At 66.6% G+C, this 18,336-nt stretch carries 16 protein-coding genes; 6 read left to right on the top strand and 10 right to left on the bottom strand.

Going from position 1 to position 18,336, the window contains the following annotated elements; translation table 11 throughout:
- Positions 1 to 108: 108 nt before the first annotated feature.
- From PIB19_RS14685 to PIB19_RS14675, 3 genes are all read left to right on the top strand, one after another.
- The gene (locus PIB19_RS14685) at positions 109 to 2,685 is read left to right on the top strand and encodes an intermembrane phospholipid transport protein YdbH family protein (protein WP_271237966.1); all 2,577 of its coding nucleotides are present in this window, start codon (positions 109 to 111) and stop codon (positions 2,683 to 2,685) included.
- Positions 2,686 to 2,797: 112 nt separating this feature from the next.
- On the top strand, positions 2,798 to 2,989 hold the full coding sequence (locus PIB19_RS14680) for a YnbE family lipoprotein (protein ID WP_271237965.1): 192 nt from the start codon (positions 2,798 to 2,800) through the stop codon (positions 2,987 to 2,989).
- Positions 2,989 to 3,357, top strand: coding sequence for a YdbL family protein (locus PIB19_RS14675; protein ID WP_271237964.1), 369 nt, complete (start codon positions 2,989 to 2,991; stop codon positions 3,355 to 3,357). Before PIB19_RS14680 ends, PIB19_RS14675 begins: the two co-directional genes overlap by 1 nt.
- A gap of 100 nt (positions 3,358 to 3,457) precedes the next feature.
- On the opposite strand, the gene PIB19_RS14670 is transcribed toward PIB19_RS14675, so the two are convergent.
- Genes PIB19_RS14670 through PIB19_RS14660 form a run of 3 tightly spaced genes read right to left on the bottom strand, consistent with a single transcriptional unit; the run spans position 3,458 to position 7,610 of the window.
- A complete protein-coding gene (locus PIB19_RS14670) occupies positions 3,458 to 4,987 on the bottom strand; it encodes a DHA2 family efflux MFS transporter permease subunit (protein WP_271237963.1) in 1,530 nt (509 codons plus the stop codon).
- Between the two features lie 12 nt (positions 4,988 to 4,999).
- Positions 5,000 to 6,148 (bottom strand): HlyD family secretion protein, encoded by a 1,149-nt coding sequence (locus tag PIB19_RS14665; RefSeq protein WP_271237962.1) that lies wholly within the window; start codon positions 6,146 to 6,148, stop codon positions 5,000 to 5,002.
- Positions 6,141 to 7,610 (bottom strand): efflux transporter outer membrane subunit, encoded by a 1,470-nt coding sequence (locus PIB19_RS14660; protein WP_271237961.1) that lies wholly within the window; start codon positions 7,608 to 7,610, stop codon positions 6,141 to 6,143. The genes PIB19_RS14665 and PIB19_RS14660 overlap by 8 nt, the downstream gene beginning before the upstream one ends.
- 90 nt (positions 7,611 to 7,700) lie before the next feature.
- Here PIB19_RS14660 and PIB19_RS14655 point away from each other — a divergent pair, with 90 nt between their 5' ends.
- Positions 7,701 to 8,342: a TetR/AcrR family transcriptional regulator gene (locus tag PIB19_RS14655; RefSeq protein ID WP_271237960.1), complete on the top strand. Its 642-nt coding sequence runs from the start codon at positions 7,701 to 7,703 to the stop codon at positions 8,340 to 8,342.
- On the opposite strand, the gene PIB19_RS14650 is transcribed toward PIB19_RS14655, so the two are convergent.
- The 4 genes from PIB19_RS14650 to PIB19_RS14635 all read right to left on the bottom strand — a co-directional run bounded on the left by PIB19_RS14650 (position 8,339) and on the right by PIB19_RS14635 (position 13,280).
- Positions 8,339 to 9,508: a phospholipase D-like domain-containing protein gene (locus tag PIB19_RS14650; RefSeq protein WP_271240996.1), complete on the bottom strand. Its 1,170-nt coding sequence runs from the start codon at positions 9,506 to 9,508 to the stop codon at positions 8,339 to 8,341. The two genes, PIB19_RS14655 and PIB19_RS14650, sit on opposite strands and share 4 nt — an antisense overlap.
- A 134-nt stretch (positions 9,509 to 9,642) precedes the next feature.
- Positions 9,643 to 10,668 carry a glycosyltransferase family 2 protein gene (locus PIB19_RS14645; RefSeq protein WP_271237959.1) on the bottom strand — a complete coding sequence of 342 codons (1,026 nt, stop codon included), beginning with the start codon at positions 10,666 to 10,668 and terminating at the stop codon, positions 9,643 to 9,645.
- A 58-nt stretch (positions 10,669 to 10,726) separates the two neighbouring features.
- A complete protein-coding gene (locus PIB19_RS14640; RefSeq protein WP_271237958.1) occupies positions 10,727 to 12,814 on the bottom strand; it encodes a RelA/SpoT family protein in 2,088 nt (695 codons plus the stop codon).
- Between the two features lie 151 nt (positions 12,815 to 12,965).
- Positions 12,966 to 13,280, bottom strand: a complete 315-nt coding sequence (locus PIB19_RS14635) for a CC_3452 family protein (RefSeq protein WP_056610293.1) — start codon at positions 13,278 to 13,280, stop codon at positions 12,966 to 12,968.
- Between the two features lie 223 nt (positions 13,281 to 13,503).
- Here PIB19_RS14635 and PIB19_RS14630 point away from each other — a divergent pair, with 223 nt between their 5' ends.
- Both PIB19_RS14630 and PIB19_RS14625 read left to right on the top strand, forming a co-directional pair.
- Positions 13,504 to 13,932, top strand: coding sequence for a winged helix-turn-helix transcriptional regulator (locus PIB19_RS14630; protein ID WP_271240995.1), 429 nt, complete (start codon positions 13,504 to 13,506; stop codon positions 13,930 to 13,932).
- Between the two features lie 280 nt (positions 13,933 to 14,212).
- Entirely contained in the window at positions 14,213 to 14,860 is a 648-nt protein-coding gene (locus PIB19_RS14625; RefSeq protein ID WP_271237957.1) for a DUF4893 domain-containing protein, read from the top strand.
- A gap of 3 nt (positions 14,861 to 14,863) precedes the next feature.
- Here PIB19_RS14625 and PIB19_RS14620 read toward each other — a convergent pair whose 3' ends face one another.
- The 3 genes from PIB19_RS14620 to PIB19_RS14610 all read right to left on the bottom strand — a co-directional run bounded on the left by PIB19_RS14620 (position 14,864) and on the right by PIB19_RS14610 (position 18,329).
- Positions 14,864 to 15,346, bottom strand: coding sequence for a cytochrome c (locus PIB19_RS14620; RefSeq protein WP_271237956.1), 483 nt, complete (start codon positions 15,344 to 15,346; stop codon positions 14,864 to 14,866).
- 55 nt (positions 15,347 to 15,401) lie between these two features.
- Positions 15,402 to 16,133, bottom strand: coding sequence for a hypothetical protein (locus PIB19_RS14615; RefSeq protein ID WP_271237955.1), 732 nt, complete (start codon positions 16,131 to 16,133; stop codon positions 15,402 to 15,404).
- A gap of 132 nt (positions 16,134 to 16,265) precedes the next feature.
- Positions 16,266 to 18,329 carry a S9 family peptidase gene (locus tag PIB19_RS14610; protein WP_271237954.1) on the bottom strand — a complete coding sequence of 688 codons (2,064 nt, stop codon included), beginning with the start codon at positions 18,327 to 18,329 and terminating at the stop codon, positions 16,266 to 16,268.
- Positions 18,330 to 18,336: the final 7 nt, after the last annotated feature.

Below are 18,336 nucleotides of genomic sequence, written 5' to 3'. Positions count from 1 at the left end.
GCTGGTGCAGGGACATTTGTCGTTGGGGGAGATCGACCGGCTGATGCCGCCCCTTCCGGAAAGCCTTTCACGCTGCCGCATGTCGAACTCGATGTCGCCGATCTGGCGATGCGGCTCGACAGCGGCCACGGCTTCGTCGATCTCGGTTTCGCGGGCAAGGGGATGCTCGACAATGGCTTCGCGGGCACTGCGCGCGTTGCCGCGTCCAGGCTCGATCTCGCCGGCTGCGCGATGCTTGGCCTGTCGGGCACGGTAAAGCTGCACATCCGCCGGGCCCGGCCCGATCTGGCTGGCCCGCTGGCCGCAGCGCGCCTCGACTGCGGCACGATCCGCGCCGATCGGCCGCAGGTCGCGCTCAAGGCGATATTGAGCGAGGGGCTGGACAGCTGGAACGGCACGGCGCGGGTGAACCTCGCCGCGCTTTCGATGCCACAGCGGCGGGTTTCCGATGTGACGGGGGACGTCTCCTTCGCCGGTGGCGTTTCGGGAACGCACGGCAAGATCGCTCTCGGCACGGGGCGCTTCGCCATGCCCGAGGCTGCGGGAGGGCAATTGCAGCTCCGCGGCGACTATGCCCAGCGTAGCGGCGGCTTCGAATATCGCGGGAGAGTCGCCGCCGGCTCGGCGGGTCTCTCGCAGGCGTTGCTCGACAAGGTCCGGGGTACCGCCGCGGCGGCGCACGGCACGCCGCTCGGACCCGTCGTCGCGCAGATCGCCGGAGCCGCCGCCACGGCGGCCGCTGCCTTCGATGCGAGTGCCGATCTCGTCCTCGCCGTCTCGCCGACCGGAATGCACTACCGCCTGCCCCGCCTCGAAGTCGCCGCGGCAAATGGTGCCCGATTCTCCTTCGACCGCGGGAGCGGCGTGCGCGGCGACGGCAGCGGCACGGCGCCGCGGATCGACGGCTCGCTCGCGCTGCGCGGTGGCGGAATGCCCGAGGCGCTGGTCCGCCTGTCCCAGAAACCAGGCGACGCGCGGCTCTACGGCGTCGGTTTCGTCCAGCCTTATGCCGCAGGAGGTTCGAGCCTCGCACTGTCGAACGTGGTTTTCGTGCTCGGTGAAAGCAGCGGCACGATGCGGACATTCGCCACCCTCTCGGGCCCATTCGCGGGCGGCCGGATCGATCGCCTCGCGCTCCCGCTCGATGCACGCTGGCGCGGCGGGAGCATCACCCTGAATCCCGGCTGCGTTCCGGTCCGTTTCGAGCGGATCGCCGCGGCGGGGGCAGTGCTGGCGCCGGGCGGTGTAACGGCCTGTCCGCTGGGAAGTGCGATGCTGCACACCGGGCCAGATGGTGTCGGCGGCGGCATTCGCCTCGTGCGCCCCGATCTCTCCGGCCAGGTCGGATCCAGCCCGCTGACCTTGCGTGCCGCGGAGGCGCGGCTCGATCTGGGCACGCGCCGGTTCGGCGTGACCGAGGCGGCGGTGCGCCTTGGCACGGAGAGCGTCACGCGCCTCGATATCGGCACGCTCTCCGGGCGCTTCGGCCAGGTCATCGGCGGTGACTTTGCCGATCTCGGCGGGCAGATCGGCACCGTGCCGCTGGTAATCTCCGGCGGCGCAGGCACGTGGAAAGCCGATGACGCCGGCCTGTCGCTCGCGGGCAAGCTGCAAGTCGCCGACACCGCAGCGCCGGTGCGCTTCCATCCGCTCGCCAGCGACGACGCGATGCTGCGGCTGGTGGGCAACGACATCGTCGCGACAGCGGGACTGAAGACGCCGGCGGCGGGCGTGCCGGTGGGGCGCGTCGAAATCCGGCACGATCTCTCCACCGGCAAGGGCGTCGCGACGATCGCAGTGCCGGGCCTGCGCTTCGCCGAAGGCGGGTTGCAGCCGAGCGACCTCACGCCGCTCACTTTCGGCGTCATCGCCGATGTCGGCGGATCGGTGGAAGGCGAGGGCCGGATCCAATGGTCGCCCGAAGCCGTGACCAGCACCGGCCGCTTCGGCACCCGCGCCACCGATCTCGCCGCGGCGTTCGGATCGGTGCGCGGCCTCGCCACCGAAGTGCGGTTCAGCGACTTGCTCAACATGCGCACCGAACCCGGCCAGGTCGCGACGATCGCGGAGGTAAACCCGGGGGCCCCGGTCACCAGCGGCACGATCCGCTTCCGCCTGCTCGACAGCCAGCGCGTCGAAGTGGAAGGCGGGCGCTGGCCCTTTGCCGGCGGCGAGCTCGTGCTCGAACCGACGATCCTCGATTTCAGCCAGAGCCGCGAGCGGCGCATGACCTTCCGCGTGATCGGCGCAGACGCGGCGCTGTTCCTGAAGGAGATGGCGTTCGAGAATCTCGACGCCACCGGCACGTTCGACGGAACGCTGCCGATGGTCTTCGACGAGAAAGGCGGCCGGATCGAAGGCGGATCGCTGCGCGCCCGCGCCGGCGGCTCGATCGCCTATGTCGGCGAGATCTCGCAACGCGACGTGGGTTTCTGGGGCAATATGGCGTTCCAGGCGCTCAAGGCGCTCGACTATCGCAGCCTGACGATCGACATGAACGGTCCGCTCGCCGGCGACATGGTCACCGAAATCCGCTTCGCCGGGGTGAGCCAGGGCAAGGGGACGAAGTCCATTTCCTGCTGCGGCGGCTGGCCAAGTTGCCCTTCGTGTTCAACGTCCGGGTCAGCGCCCCCTTCAAGCAACTGCTCGATTCGGTGCAATCCTGGTACGATCCGAACCGGCTGATCGAGCGCAATCTGCCCTCGTTGCTCGAAGAACAGGAACGATCTGGCGGCGAAAGCGGCGCGAAGCCGGTTCAGCCGCGCGAAAGCGACAAGCTGCGATGAAGGGAGCCGTGATGCGGTTGAATCGAACACAAGGCCTTTTGGCGGCGGCACTGCCGGTGATGATGGCCGGCGGCTGCGTCAACGTGACGGCGCCCGACAAGCCGATCGTCATCAACCTCAACATATCGATCACCCAGGAAGTGGTGTATCGCCTCGACAACAAGGCGAAGACACTGATCCAGGAAAATCCGGGGATATTCTGATGCGCCACATGCTCTTCACCGCCGCGCTCGCGGCAGCCGTTTTGGCCACGCCCGCGCTCGCGCAACGCGATCCGGCTTATGCGGCGGCGCGCGCCGCGGGCCAGGTCGGCGAGCAGCCCGACGGTTATCTCGGGATCGTCGGCACGGCGACTCCGGAGCTCCGCGCGCTGGTCAACAACCTCAATATCCAGCGCAAGAAGCAATATACCGATCAGGCGGCCGCCGGCTCGACGGTGCAGCAGATGGCATTCGTCACCGGCTGCAACCTGATCCTGCGCACTGCGCCGGGCGAGAAATACCAGGCACCCGACGGCCGTTGGCTCACGCGCGGTGCCGGGGCACCCGTGCGGGATCCCCGCTGCCTGTGATTTGAATCGTCATCCCGGCGAAAGCCGGGATCCAGAGCCCACGAATGCTGTCCGATTTGACTCCGGATCCCGGCTTCCGCCGGGATGACGGCGGGGGCGGTTAGTGCGCCGCCCCCATCTCGACCGTCCGTGAAGGCCGCGGCGTGAGCCAGATGATCATCGCCGCGAAGGCGAACACCACTGCCGAGATCAGGAAGATGTGCGTGGTCGCCACTGCCAGGGCTTCCTTGTCGACGAGCTGCGCGATCACCGCCCGGATCTGATCCACCGAAAAGCCCTGCGCCGCGAGTGCGTCGCTGGTGCCCTGGGTGTTCAGGCTGGAGACGATCTCGCTGCGGGCAACCCGGCTGCTGTCGTCCCACATCGTCGCCGAGACCGACGTGCCGATCGCGCCCGCCATGGTGCGCAGGAAGCTCATCACGCCCGCCGCCGAGGCGGTCTCCTCCGGTTCCACCGCGGCGAGCGCGAGGGTCGTCAGCGGGATGAAGAAGAACGGCATGCCGAAGCCCTGGAGCAATTGCGGGAAGGCGAGCGTCCAGAAATCCGCCCCGCTGTTCCAGTGGACGCGCAGCAGCGAGGTCATGCCGAGCCAGAGGATGCCGAAGCACACCAGCGCGCGGGGATCGACCTTCGTCGATAGCTTGGCGACGATCGGCGACATGATCACCGCCGCCACGCCGGTGAACGCGGTGGCATAGCCCGCATAAGTGGCGGTGTAGCCCATGCTGGTCTGCAGCCATTGCGGGATGATCACCGCCGATGCGAAGAACGTCGCGAAGGCGAAGGACAAAGACGCCACCGCCACCGTGAATCCCCGATGCCGGAACACCCGCAGGTCGACGATCGGCTGGCCCTCGGTAAGCTCCCAGGCGAGGAATACGACCAGTCCCACGGCGGCGATCACGGCCAGCGCGACGATCGTCGGATCGCTGAACCAGTCATGCTCGCGGCCGAGATCGAGCATGATTTGCAGCGCGCCGATCCACAGCAGCATCAGTGCGAGGCCGACGCCGTCGCTTCGCATCTTCTCGGTCTTGGTCTCCGACGAGCGCAGCAGCCGCATCGCGCCGAACGCGCAGAGTGCCGCCACGGGCAAGTTGATGAAGAAGATCCAGTGCCAGGACCAGGAATCAGAGATGGTGCCGCCAAGGATCGGGCCGAGGATCGGCGCGGTAACCGTAGTCATCGCCCACACGCCCATCGCCTGGGCGCGCTGCTCGGGCTTGAAGATGCGCATCAGCAGCGTCTGGCTGAGCGGCATCAGCGGGCCGCCGCACAGCCCCTGCCCGATCCGGCAGGCGACGAGCATGCCGAGCGACGTCGACATGCCGCACAGCAAGGAGAAGATGCCGAACCCGATCATCCCGAAAGCGAAGGTGCGGACCGTGCCGAACCGGGTGGCAAGCCAGCCTGTCAGCGGCACGCACACGGCCTCGGCGACCGCATAGGAGGTGATGATCCACGTCCCCTGGCTGCTCGAAATGCCGAGGCTGCCGGCGATGTGCGGCACCGAGACGTTGGCGATCGTGGTGTCGAGCACCACCATGAAGTTGGTGAGCGCGAGCACTGCGCCCGCGAGGATGAGGCGGAACCCGGTGAGCGGCGCCGCTGCCTCGGCCTTGGCGTTCATTTCGAACCGTCCTTACTTGGCGGAGACGTCGATCTCGGCGTCCATGGAGAGGCCGACCCGCAGCGGGTGCGCCTGCAATTCCTTCGGATCGAGCGCGACGCGGACGGGCAGGCGCTGGACCACCTTGATCCAGTTGCCCGTCGCGTTCTGCGCCGGGATCAGCGCGAACGACGATCCCGTGCCGCCTGAAAGCCCGACGACCTTGCCGTGATATTCGACATCGCCGCCATAGAGGTCGGAAGTGAGCGTCACCGCCTGGCCGACCTTGACTTGGGTAAGCTGGCCTTCCTTGAAATTGGCGTCGACATAGAGCTGGGCGACCGGGACGATCAGCATCAGCGCAGTGCCGGGAGCGACGCGCTGGCCGATCTGGACGTTGCGCCGGGTGATCACGCCGTCGATCGGCGCGCGGATCACGGTGCGCTCCAGATCGAGCTTCGCCTGTGCCACCTTAGCCTGTGCGGCGAGCACTTCGGGCGCGTTGTTGGCCGTGGTGCCGCTGATCAGCGCGTTGTTGGCGGCCAGTTCGCCGCTCGCCGCGCCTTTGGTCGAGCTGGCCTGTGCGATGCCCGCGCGGGCCAGTTCGAGCGCTGCCCTTGCCGAAGCGAAGGCATTGGTCGCGGACGAGAGTTCCTCGCCCGACACCGCGCCATTGGGGGCGAGGCGCTGGCGCCGGGCGAGGTCGACGCGTGCCCGCTCGTAATCCGCCTGTGCGGAGACGAGTTGGGCGCGGGCACGCGCGATATCGGCATTGCGGGCGTCGACCTGCGCGGCGAGCGCCGTGCTGGTCGCCGAAGTCTGGCCATATTGGCGGCGGGTCCGCGCGAGTTCGGCCTCGGCCTGCGCGAGGGCGATCTGCGCATCGCTGTCGTCGAGCTGGACCAGCACGTCGCCCCTGCGCACCGCCTGGGTGTCCGAAACGCGGACATTCAGTACCTGCGCGGCGACCATCGGAGTCACGCTCGCGGTATCGGCGCCGACATAGGCATTGTCGGTGCTCACATGGTGGCTGCCGACCAGAACATACCAGCCGCCATAGCCGGCGCCGGCGAGCAGGACCGCGGCGGCGATGCCGCCGAGCAGCTTCTTGCGGAGCGTGTTGGGCTTCGGCGCTTCCTCGTCGGTGCGCAACTGGAGGCCTGCGGGATCTGCGTCAGCCATTGGTCGAATCCTTGCGTGCGGGGCTAGCCGCGATGTTGTTGGAAAAGCCTCCGCCGAGCGCGCGGACCAATTGGACGTCGAGCGTGAACGCCCGCGCCTCGAGGTCGACGACGATCTGGCGGTTCTGCAGCACCCTCTCTTCGGCAGTCAGAACATCGAGGAAGGTCGACAGGCCGCCTTCATAACGTTGCCTGGCGATCGAATAGGCGGCTTCCGAATCGGCCAGCGCCTGCCGGCTTTCGGACAGTCGCGTGCCCAGCGCGCGCTGGCTGGTCACGGCATCGGCGACTTCGTGGAACGCCGTGGCGACAATGCCGTCGTAATTGGCGACCGCTTCGTCATAGCTGGCGCGCGCGCCCTTATACTGGCCGGCCAATTGCCCGCCGCGGAAGATCGGCAGGCTGATCGCCGGGCCCGCCTGGCCGAAGGTCGATCCGCTGTCGAACAGGTTGGAAAGGCCGAGCGACTGGAATCCGATCAGCGCACTGAGATTGACCGACGGGTAGAAATCGGCCCGCGCCACCTTGATCCGGCTGGCCGCCGCCTCGACCCGGGCGCGCGCGGCGGCGACGTCGGGGCGGCGGCCGATCAGGTCGGTGGTCACGCCGGCGGGCAGCGAACGCGCTTCGGCGGGCGCGGCGGGCAGGGCGATGGTCAGGCCGCGATCGGGACCCTTGCCGAGCAGGGCGGCGATGCGGTTGCGGGTGAGGCCGATCGCCTCGTCGGTCGCGGCAAGGTCGGCGCGCGCGGCGGGGACGGCCGAATCGGCCTGTTTGAGCTCGGCGCGGGTATCGAGGCCGGCGGCGACGCGGTCCGAGACCAGCTTCTGCGTCTGGGTGCGCATGCTCAGCGCATTCTCCTGCACCCGGCGCTCGGCGGCGAGGCGTGCGAGATCGGCATAGGCGCCGGCGATATTGGTCGAGAGGACGAGCCGCGATTGCTCGAGCTCGATCCGTGCCGCTTCGGCGTCCGATGTCGCGGCGGCGAGCGCGGCGCGGTTCTTGCCCCACAGATCCAGGTCGAAGCTCAGGCTGGCAGCGACGCGCCCGCTGTCGTTCCAGCCCTGCGGCACGAACGCGGCGGGGATGCCGTTGTTGTAGCTCTGCTTGGCCTCGGTCGCGCTCGCATCGAGTCCGATCGAGGGCAGCCGGGCGGCACCGGCCTGTTGGGCGAAAGCCTGGGCCGAGCGCAGCCGCGCGGCGGCGGCGGCGAGATCGGGCGCGTCCGTCAGGCCCTCTTCGATCAATGCGGTCAGCTGCGCGTCGCCATAATCGGTCCACCAAGTGGTGGCCGGCCAGGCCGAGGCCGTGACGGCAGGGGCGAGCGTCTGGCTTGCGGCATAGCTGTCGCCGGTGCGGACTTCGGGCCGCGCGCCGAGCTGCGGCACCGGCGCGCAGGCGGAAAACAGGAGAGGAAGGGCCAGCGTCGAGAGAAGGGCAGGCCGGAAACGGGAAGCGATCATGAATTTATATACCGTACTGGAGGGTACGGCTGCGCAAATGGTCTCGGCCTCGCGCCTTGTCAATAGAAAATCGTACCCTATAGTACGGTTATGGAAACTCTAACGGATAAGGCGCCCGGCAAGCGCGAGGCGCGCAAGGAAGAGCGGCGGCTGGCGATCCTGGAGGTTGCCAAGCGCAGTTTCCTCGAGAGCGGCTATTCGGGAACGTCGATGTCGGCGATCTCGGCCGAGCTCGGCGGCTCGAAGGGCACGCTATGGAGCTATTTTCCCTCGAAGGAAGAATTGTTCGCCGCGGTGCTCGATCACGCGACGGTGGCCTATCGTCAGCAGCTGAGCAGCGTGCTCCAGCCTTCGGCCGATCTTTATGCGACGATCGTCACCTTCTGCCACAGCTTCATCGGCAAGATCACGATGGAGGACGGCATCCGGCTGCACCGGCTGATCGCGGCCGAAGCGGGCCGCTTCCCCGAGGTCGGCGAGATCTTCTTCCGCCGCGCGCCGCAGCCGACCCAGCGGATGCTCGCCGATTTCTTCCTGCACGAGATGGCGGCGGGGCACATGCGCGAAGACGATCCGCTCGCCGCCGCCAGCGTGCTCGCCAGCCTCTGCATCGGCGGACTCCACCAGCGTGTGCTGTGGGGAATCGTCGAGCCGACTCCGGCCGATGTCGAGAAGGAAGCGCGCTACGCCGCCGACATCTTCGCCCGCGCTTTCGACATCGCGCGGAGCTAGCCGCGCCGCCGCCGTTGCGGAGTGCCGAAATTGAGCCGTCGCGTGACGTTATAGTCGAGCACGGTCATCACGAAATAAGCGGCGAATTGCTTGACCCGCGTCCATGCCCCCGTGCGCGCCTTGTGGATTTCGGCGGTTATCAGCTCGGACTGGGCGATCTCGCCCTCCACGAAGCGCCGGACATGCGCCGCGAACTTCCTGTCCTCGATCCTGAGCATCAGTTCGAGGTTCAGGAACATGCTGCGGATATCGAAATTGGCCGAGCCGATGTAGACGACGTCGTCGATGACGAACAGCTTGGTGTGCAGCTTGCACGGCTGGTATTCGTAGATCTGCACGCCCTTGCGCAGCAGGCCGGCATAAGTGAAGTGCGCGGCCCAGAGCGAAGCGGTGTGATCGACTTTGGACGGCAGCACCAGCCGCACCCGCCCGCGCTTCCCCGCTTTGTCGAGCCGGCGGAGCATCGCCGGATTGGGCGTGAAATAGGAAGTGATCAGGTCGATCGCCCGCGCCCGCTGCATGTCGCGCTTGACCACTCGCGCCCAGGGCGAGAGCCGCCGCATCGGGCCGCCCAGCAGCCAGCGGGCCGCGCCTTCGGGCTCGCTCCACGAATTGAGCATGCGCGCAAGCGAGCGCATCGATGCGCGGGGCCGCTTCGCCCAGCGCGAGAGCGCATCGAAATAGCCGACCAGCCGGGCGGCCGCCGGTCCTTCGACGATCAGCCCCAGGTCGCGCCAGGCGTTCTGCTCGGGGGTGCCGAAATAGCTGTCCTCGATGTTGAATCCGCCAATGATCACGCGTGATTCGTCGGCCAAGGCAAGCTTCTGGTGGTTGCGCAGCAGATAGCGTCGCCCCCAGCGCGGCACGAAGCGGCACACGTCTACCCCCGCCGCGTGCAACGGATCGAAGAAGTGGCGAGCGGCGGCATGCTCGCTGCCCAGCCCGTCGACGATGAGGTGCACCTTCACACCGCGCTTCGCGGCCGCGATCAGTGCGTCGCGGATCGCGGCACCAGCGGCGTCGTCGACGTAGATATAGTACAGAACCCGCAGCGTCCGTTCCGACGAGCGGATCAGCGCAAGCAGCGCTTCCATCCGTTCGGGCCCCTTGGGCAGCATCGTCAGCCGGTTACCGTCCACCGTGAAGGGCTGCGACCAGGGATCCATGGCGGCCTCATGGGCCGCGCCGACCGTGGCGGCAAGTGTGGCGGTCTCCGGCAATCGCATGCCTAGATCCTTACTCTGTCCCGACAGTCCTGCTGGGCTCTGGATCCCGGCCTTCGCCGGGATGACGGGATGGACTACTCCGCCGCCTCGCTTCGCACCGTCTGCGGCGAGACGCTGACTTCGCCCGAATCCTCGAAGCGGTAGCCGAGCGAGGCATGCCCGCGCACCGGTCCGGCGACATCGGCGACCAGATACAAGGGCCGCCGCTTGGATTCGACATAGAGCCGTCCGAGATATTCGCCGATCATCCCCAGCACGAACATCTGCACCGCGCCGAGCACCACCACGACCAGCATCAGCGAGGTCCAGCCCGGGATCGCCCGGCCGAACAGCCATCCGACCAGGATGTAAAGCACGAGCAGTGCCGAGGCGCCGGTCAGCAGCAGCCCGACATGGCTGGCGAAGCGCAAAGGTGCGGTCGAGAAGCCGGTGATCGCGTCGAGCGCAAACCGGATCATCTTGCCCAGCGGATATTTGCTCTCGCCGGCATGCCGCTCATGGCGGTCATAGGGAAAGGGCACTTGCTTGAACCCGATCCACGCCACCATCCCGCGGATGAACCGCGCCTGCTCGGGCAGCGACAGGAAGGCGTCGAGCGCGCGCCGGGTCATCAGCCGGAAATCGCCGGTGTCGAGCGGGATCGGCGTGTCGGTGATCCGGTCGAGCATGCGATAGAAAAAGGCGGCGGTGATCTTCTTGAAGATCGTCTCGCCGTCGCGCTTGCGGCGAACGGCATAGACGACATCGGCGCCCTGGCTCTTCATCGCCGCGCGCATGTCGGTCAGCAATTCGGGCGGGTCCTGCAGATCGGCGTCGATGATCAATATTTCCTCGCCCGCGCACAGATCGAGCCCGGCGGTGAGCGCAAGCTGGTGCCCGTGGTTGCGCGAAAGGTTGATCGCGACGAGGCGCGGATCGCTTTCGGAAAGCCGCTGCATCACCTTCCAGCTCGCATCGCGCGAGCCGTCGTTGATCAGCACGATCTCGTAATCCTGGCCCACGCTCGCCTGCGCCGCGGCCGAGATGCGCGCGTGGAGCATCTCGAGGCACGCCTCTTCATTGTAGCAGGGGACGACGATGGAAAGCTTGGGCCTCTTCATGACCGGCCGCTGTAACGCCGCATGGGGTCTGCGTCACATGAAAATCCAAACGGGGTGGTCAAATCCGCTCGGCCGAATTCACTACGTCTGCCGCGCGCAGTGCCGCGAGCAGCTTCATCAGATGCGCCGCGTTGCGGACCTCGAGATCGATCGTGTTGGTGTGGAAAGTGGTGTCGCGATTGTCCATCCTGAGCCCGAGGATGTTGGCCTTTTGCTGGCCGATCAGCGTCGCCACCGCGCCCAGTGCGCCGGGCTCGTTCTTCAGCGTCACTGCGATGCGCGCGGTCCCGCCCTCGGCCTTGTCGCCCCAGGTCAGGTCGACCCAATCCTCCTCGTCGGTGTCGGCGAGGCTCGCGCAATCGATGCGGTGCACTTCGATCGGCTCGCCGGCGCGGCGCACGCCGACGATCCGGTCGCCGGGGACCGGGCGGCAGTCCTCGGAGAAATGGAAGGCGACGCCGGGGGTCAGTCCCTTGATCTCGATCGCCTGTGCCTGGGTCGGCAATTCATGCTCGGCGCCCTCGGTCGATCCGGGCATCACGGCTTCGAGAACCTGGCTGTCGGTCAGCTTGCGCCGCGCGATGGCCTCCATCAGCGTTTCTTCGTCGGCCAGTTTCAAGCGCTTGAGCGCGTCGGTCAGCGCGCTCTCGCCGGGCGGCGTCGGCAGCCGCCGGACGATGTCGTCATAGAGCTTGCGCCCCAGCGCCACGGTCTCGTCGCGCTCCTTGTGGCGGATGTGGCGGCGGATCGCCGCGCGCGCCTTGCCGGTGATCGCGAAGTTGAGCCAGTTTGCCTGCGGTTCCTGCGCCTTGGAGCGCAGGATCGCGACCTGGTCGCCCTGCTGGATCTCGGTGCGCAGCGGCACGACCTTGCCGTTGACCTTGGCACCCACGGCCTGGTCGCCGAGATCGGTGTGTACGGCATAAGCGAAGTCGATCGGCGTGGCGCCCTTGGGCAGCTGGATCAGCTCGCCCTTCGGCGTGAAGGCGAAGATCCGGTCCTGGTACATCGCCATCCGGGTATGCTCGAGCAGCTCCTCGGGGCTTTCGGCATGTTCGAGGATCTCGATCAGGTCCCGGATCCAGCTCACCTGCGTGTCCGGCCGCACCGAATCCTGCTTGTACGCCCAATGCGCGGCGAGCCCGAACTCGGCCTGGGCGTGCATGTCGCGGGTGCGGATCTGGATCTCCACGCGCGTGTCGCCGGCGTGCATGATCGTCGTGTGGAGCGATCGATAGCCGTTGCGCTTGGGCGTCGAGATGTAATCCTTGAACCGCCCCGGCACCATCGGCCAGCGGCGGTGGATCACGCCGAGCGCGCGATAGCATTCCTCTTCGGTCTCGACGATCGCGCGGAACGCCATGATATCGCTGAGCCGCTCGAGCGAGACGTGGCGCTCGGACATCTTCTTCCAGATCGAATAAGGATGCTTCTCGCGCCCCGATATCTCGGCATCGACGCCGCCGCGCGCGAGCAGCAGCTTGAGCCCCGACGCGATCTTGGCGATCCGGTCCTCGCCTTCGACCGACAGGCTGTCGAGCCTCTTGCTGATGCTCTCATAAGCCTCGGGCTCGAGTTCCTTGAAGGCGAGCGTCTGCATCTCCTTCATGAACTCGTACATGCCGATCCGCTCGGCGAGCGGGGCATAGATATCCATCGTCTCGCGGGCGATGCGCTTGCGCTTGTCCGGATTCTTGATGTGATGGAGCGTGCGCATGTTGTGCAGCCGGTCGGCCAATTTGACCAGCAGCACGCGGATGTCGTCGGACATCGCCAGCAGGAATTTGCGGAGGTTCTCGGCGGCGCGCTCGCTCTCGGTCTGCGCCTCGATCTTGGAGAGCTTGGTCACCCCGTCGACCATCCGCGCGACATTGTCGCCGAACAGCCGGTGGATCTCCTCGGGGGTGGCGACCGTATCCTCGATCGTGTCGTGGAGGATCGCCGTGGCGATCGTCTCCGCATCGAGATGCAGGTCGGTCAGGATGCCCGCGACTTCGATCGGATGGCTGAAATAGGGGTCGCCGCTGGCGCGCTTCTGGCTGCCATGCGCGTTGACCGAAAACACATAGGCGCGGTTGAGCAGCGCCTCGTCGGCCTGTGGGTCGTAGGAGAGGACCCGGTCTACAAGTTCATATTGACGCAGCACGGGGCCTAGATGGCGTCCCGTGCTGCGGCATTGCAACGAAATAGTTGTTTTAGCGTGCCTTCATTGTTCGGCGCCGGCCCGCTCCCACCCGGCCACCCAACGGCAGTATATTCTGGGTGGCCGGATGGGGAGCGGGCTGGCACCGCTCAGATCAACGTGCCTTCGTGTTGCACTTGGCAAGCGCGTCGGCGTCGAAGTCGGCGCCGTTCACGCGGAAGGCCGAGAGCTGGCCCACTTCGCGGGCGACGAGTTCGCAGACGATGTTGTCGCGGGCATTGGCCTTGGACGCCACGCACACGCCTTCGCCGCACTTCCAGATCGTCGAACGCGTGACGAGGCTGGTCTTCTCGGGCGAAGTCACCGGGGTGGCGGCGTAATAGCCGCGGGCGGTCTGGGCGAAGCTGGCCGCAGGGGTGAGCGCCAGCGTGGCCGCGGCAGCTGCCGCGACGGCAAGATAACGGTTCATGTTTTCCTCCTGGGGAACCTCTGTTCGCAACATCAGTTGCGAATCAATACCTAATTGACATAGAAGTAAGTTGCAAGCAGAAACTCTTGCTGCGTTGCAATACGTTATGCCGTTTCCCTGGATCGGCGATTTGGAGTAAGGTGTTCAGTCATGGGTGGTGCGGTCCGGAGAGTCGCTGCGCGAGCTGGCGAAAGAGTGCAGCCTTCCGGCGGCGCTGGAAGCGATGGGCGAGCGCTGGTCGTTCCTGATCCTGCGCGGCTCGTTCAACGGACTCTATCATTTCGAGGAGTTCCAGTCCGAACTCGGCATCGCGCGCAACATCCTCGCCAATCGCCTTGCGCGGCTGGTCGACAAGGACATCCTCGAGCGGCGGCCGTGCCCCGAGGATCGCCGGAAGATCGAATATCGCCTCACCGACAAGGGCTATGCGCTGCTCCCGACGATGATCGCACTCCGCCAATGGGGCGAGCGCTGGGAGACCTGCGTTCCCGCTTTCCCGGTGCTGGTCGACACGCGCGACCGCAAGCCGATCGCGCAGGTCACTGTCCAGTCGCACGACGGTCGCGTGCTCCAGAAAGGCGATCTCGTCTGGGCGCTGCCCGAAGATGTCGCCGAGGACGAGGACGAGCCCGAGGCGCGCGCTGCCGAATAGCTTCGGCTATGTGAGGTCCAGGAAGCGTGGCCTTCGCGCCACAGTTTTCCCCCAGCGGCGGTTTTTCTCCGTTGCGATGCAACAAACGCAGCGCTCGTCGATTCTGCCCGCACCGATGCCGCATATGCCCAGCGTATCCGGGTTGCGGCATCGGGAGTTTCCTCCGCATTCTGCGCTGCGCTGCAAACAAAGCCCCGCGCCGTTTACCTTTCGTTAACCCCCGACGTTCATTTTTCGATAACAGTTTTCGACAATCCGGACGTTGATCGGAGGGTGGCCAATGTACCGGCGCATCGTCACTATTGTTTTGTGTTCCCTGCTCGCGGCCTGCGCGGCGCAGGAGAAGCCGCCGCGCGTCGTGCTGGTGACCCCCGTGCCGATCGAGGAGGTTCCCGAGTGGCGCAAGTCGATCACCCCGGAGGATGACGCCCGGCTCGATCGGCTGGGAGAGGATTGGGGCAAGCTCCACGCCAGGCTGCCCGCCCGAGTGCGCACCGCCCAGGGCAAGCTGGTCGATCCCGGTGCCGGCCTCGACCTGCCGTCGCTCACGCCCGGTTCCTATCGCTGCCGCATCGTCCGGCTGCGCACTACGCCGCGCGGTGCGGCGAGCGCCCGCAGTTCGACGAACGATTATTGCTTCGTCTCGGCCACCGACGAAGGCGTCGCTTTCGTCAAGCAGACCGGCAGCGATCCCGCGGCGGGCTATTTCTACCCCGATGGCAAGCGCTACGTCTTTCTCGGCGCGCGCCAGCGCCGCGCCGGTGAGAATTCGCTCGGCTATGGCAACGAGCCCGCGCGCGACATGGTCGGCGTGGTCGAGCGCGTCGGCGGCTTCCGCTGGCGCCTCGCGGTGGCGGGTGCCGACGCGCGCCAGCTCGACATCTACGAGCTCACTCCCGTCCCCGCCGACCAGCAGCCGCGCGGCTGATCCTCAGCCCGGACGCCGCTCCTCGGGCTTGCGATAGCCGTCATGGCACGCGCCGCAGGTCTTGCCGACGGCACCCAGCTGCGCCGCGAAGCCGGCATTGTCGCCCGCTTTGGCCAACTCGGCGAGTTTGTCGGCGGCCGCGGCATAGTCCGCAGCACGCGCCTCGAATGTCGCCCGGTCGCTCCATATGGCGGGCAGCGCGGCCGAATTGGCGGCCGTGCTGCCGGCGGGGAACATGCCGGGAAGCGCCTTGGCCCAGCTGGCGAGCGCGCGCGCCGCGAACGCCTGCGTCTTCACGTCGCCGCCGCTCTTCGCGACCGCGCCCATGCTGCCCATCAATGCCCCGGACATCCGGAATGCCGCCTGACGCCCGGCAATGACGTCCGACTGCGAGTCGGGCGCCGCCGCACGGCCGCCTGCCGATGCCGCGACCGATCCCGCCAGCATCAGGGCCGCTGCCGCCAGCCCCATTGTCGTACGCCGCATATCCATTCTCCCGCTGATCCGGGGCGAGGCTATCGCGGCATCGGCGCCACGGCAATCATCGGCGCAGACTTCTCCGTTTCGGAGGCACTTCGCTCCGAAGCGGACCCGAACCGTGCCACCATGCGCGCGTGGCAGAAGGCAGAACTCCTCGGGTAGAATATGCGTGCGAACGCTGCGGCAGCGTGGCGGTGACGCGCGACGCGTGGGCGGAATGGAATCTGGAAAGCCAGGCCTGGATGCTCAGCGAAATATTCGACTTCGCCTTCTGCCACACCTGCCACCGCGAGAGCCGGCTGATCGAACGGGCGCGGCGGTAGCCGGACGATATCAAATCCTCCCCTCCGGGGGAGGATTGAGGGCGCGCTACTCCCCCACCCCTAGCTGCCACGGCGCGAACGCCAACTCGTCGGCGGCTTCCTTCAGGCTTTCCCGGCGGCGCGGAAAAAGCCGCCGATATCAGCCACAGCATCATGAAGACCCCACTGAACAGCAGGATCTTGAACGGGCCGCCCGGCATGTTCGCGGTCGACGGAGCGGTTGCGATGGCCAGCCCGAGCAATGCCTGCATGATCGCGACGCCAACCATGGTCCGCGCCATGCCTACGGGCTGAAACCAGGCGGCGAACCCGCCTGTGCCCGCGGCCAGGACCAGCAGGAAAAAGCCGATGCCATGGCCATCGTCGCGAACCACGGTGGTCCACACCGTCAGAAACGATGTCACGACCGCGATTGCGACTCCCGCACCATAGTTCCTGCTACCGCTCGCTTGCTCCTTCGATCCGGTCATTGGGCGCCTCCTGCGGAATTGAAGGCATATCGTGGCATGGGCGGCAACGCGCGGCATGAGCGGAAGGTGAGGAAAGACTGAGGAATGCCCCTCGGTATCGAGTCCGCAAGAGGTTCCTCAGCCCCAGGCCCGCTATTCCTCCACTCCCAGCTGCCAGAGCACGAACGCCATCTCGTCGGCGGCTTCCTTCAAACTCTCCCAGCGGCCCGATTTGCCGCCGTGCCCCGCACCCATGTTGGTCTTGAGCACCAGCACATTGTCGTCGGTCCTGGTCGCGCGCAGCTTCGCCGCCCATTTGGCCGGTTCCCAATAGGTAACGCGCGGATCGTTGAGCCCGCCCGAGATGAACATCGGCGGATAGGCGTGCGGCTTCACATTGTCGTAGGGCGAGTAGGAACGGATCAGCTCGAATGCCTTGGGATCCTCCACCGGATTGCCCCATTCGGGCCATTCGCCCGGGGTTAGCGGCAGGCTCTCGTCGAGCATCGTGTTGAGCACGTCGACGAACGGCACGTCGGCGACCACTGCGCCCCACAGGTCCGGGTCCGAATTGACCACCGCGCCCATCAGCTCGCCGCCGGCGCTGCGCCCGGCGATCGCGATCCCGCCCTTGTGGGTATAGCCGTACTCGATCAGCCCCTTCGCCACGTCGACGAAATCGTTGAAAGTGTTCTCGCGCTTGTCGAGCTTGCCGTCGAGATACCATTGCTGGCCGAGATCGTCGCCGCCGCGGATATGCGCGACCGCGAACGCCATGCCGCGGTCGAGGAACGACATCCGGCTGGTCGAGAAGCCGGGCGGGATCGCATAGCCGTACGCGCCATAGGCATAGAGATACAGCTTGCCGCTGCCGTCGCGCGGGAAGTCCTTCGGATAGACGATCGAGACCGGTACTTGCGTCCCGTCGCGCGCCGCGATGGTCAGCCGCTCGGTGCCGTATTTCGACGCGTCGTAGCCGCTCGGTATCTCCTGGACCTTGAGCGTGGTGATCGCGCCGGTGGCGACGTCGTAATCCTGCACCGTCCCCGGGGTGACCATCGATTCGTAGCTCAGCCGCAGCGTGTCGACAGCGTATTCCGGATTGTCGCCCAGCCCCGCGACATAGCTCGCCTCGGGGAAGCGCAGCCGCACCGGTGGGATGGCAGGATCGTAACGGTGCAATTCGACCTGATCGAGCCCGTCGTCGCGCCCCTCGACGATGAAGAAGTCGGCGAAGCAGTTCACCCCGGTCATGTAAAAGTGTTTCGAAGGGCCGATCCGTTCGGCCCATTCGCCGGGATTGTCGATGCTGGCGGTCACCAGCCGGAATTGCGGATCCACGTCGTTGGTGTGGATGAACAATGTCCCGTCATGCTCGTCGACGTCATACTCACGACCGACTTTGCGTGGCGATACGCACAGCAATGGTGCGGAAGGGTCGTCGGCCGGCAGCAGATAGGCTTCGCTGGTCAGGTGATCGCCGGTCGCGACCACCAGCCATTTGCGCGAGCTCGTCTCGCCTACTGCGACACGATAGCCTTCATCGGCCTCCTTGAAGAGCTCGACGTCGCGTTCCACCGGTTCGCCCAGCTTGTGCCAGCGGGCATTGTCGGTGCGCCAATTCTCGTTGGCGACGCCGTAGAGAAAGCCCTTCGAGTCCGCGGTCCAGACGATCTCGGAAAGCATGCCCGGGATCGTGTCTGGCAGCAGTTCGCCGCTCTCGAGATCCTTGACCCGCACTTCGAACCGCTCCGAACCGTTATCGTCGACGGCGTAGGCGAGCCAGCGCCCGTCGGGGCTGACGCTGAACGCGCCAAGCCGGAAATATTCCTTGCCCGCGGCCAGCGCCGGCTCGTCGAGGATCAATTGGTCCTCACCGCCGCTCACCGGCTTGCGCCACCAGCGCGGATATTCGCCGCCGGTCTCGAAATCGGTCCAGTAGAGCCAGTCGCCGTCCTTTTGCGGCACGGTCGATTCGTCTTCCTTGATCCGGCCGCGCATCTCCTTGAACAGCCGCTCGCTGAGCGGTTTCAAGGGCGCGATCACCTTCTCGAAATACGCGTTCTCCTCCTCGAGATAGGCGAGCACGTCCTTGTCGGTGACCTCCGGATAGCCGGGATCCTTCAGCCACGCCCAGGGATCGTCGATGGTGACGCCATGGATGGAGAAACTGTGCGGGCGAGTGGCCGCGACGGGCGGCTTGGGAAGGTCGGTCATTCCCCGC

This window comes from Sphingomonas sp. 7/4-4 (assembly GCF_027941955.1).
GTDB lineage: Bacteria > Pseudomonadota > Alphaproteobacteria > Sphingomonadales > Sphingomonadaceae > Sphingomonas.
This window is presented reverse-complemented; position numbering and strand designations above follow the sequence as displayed.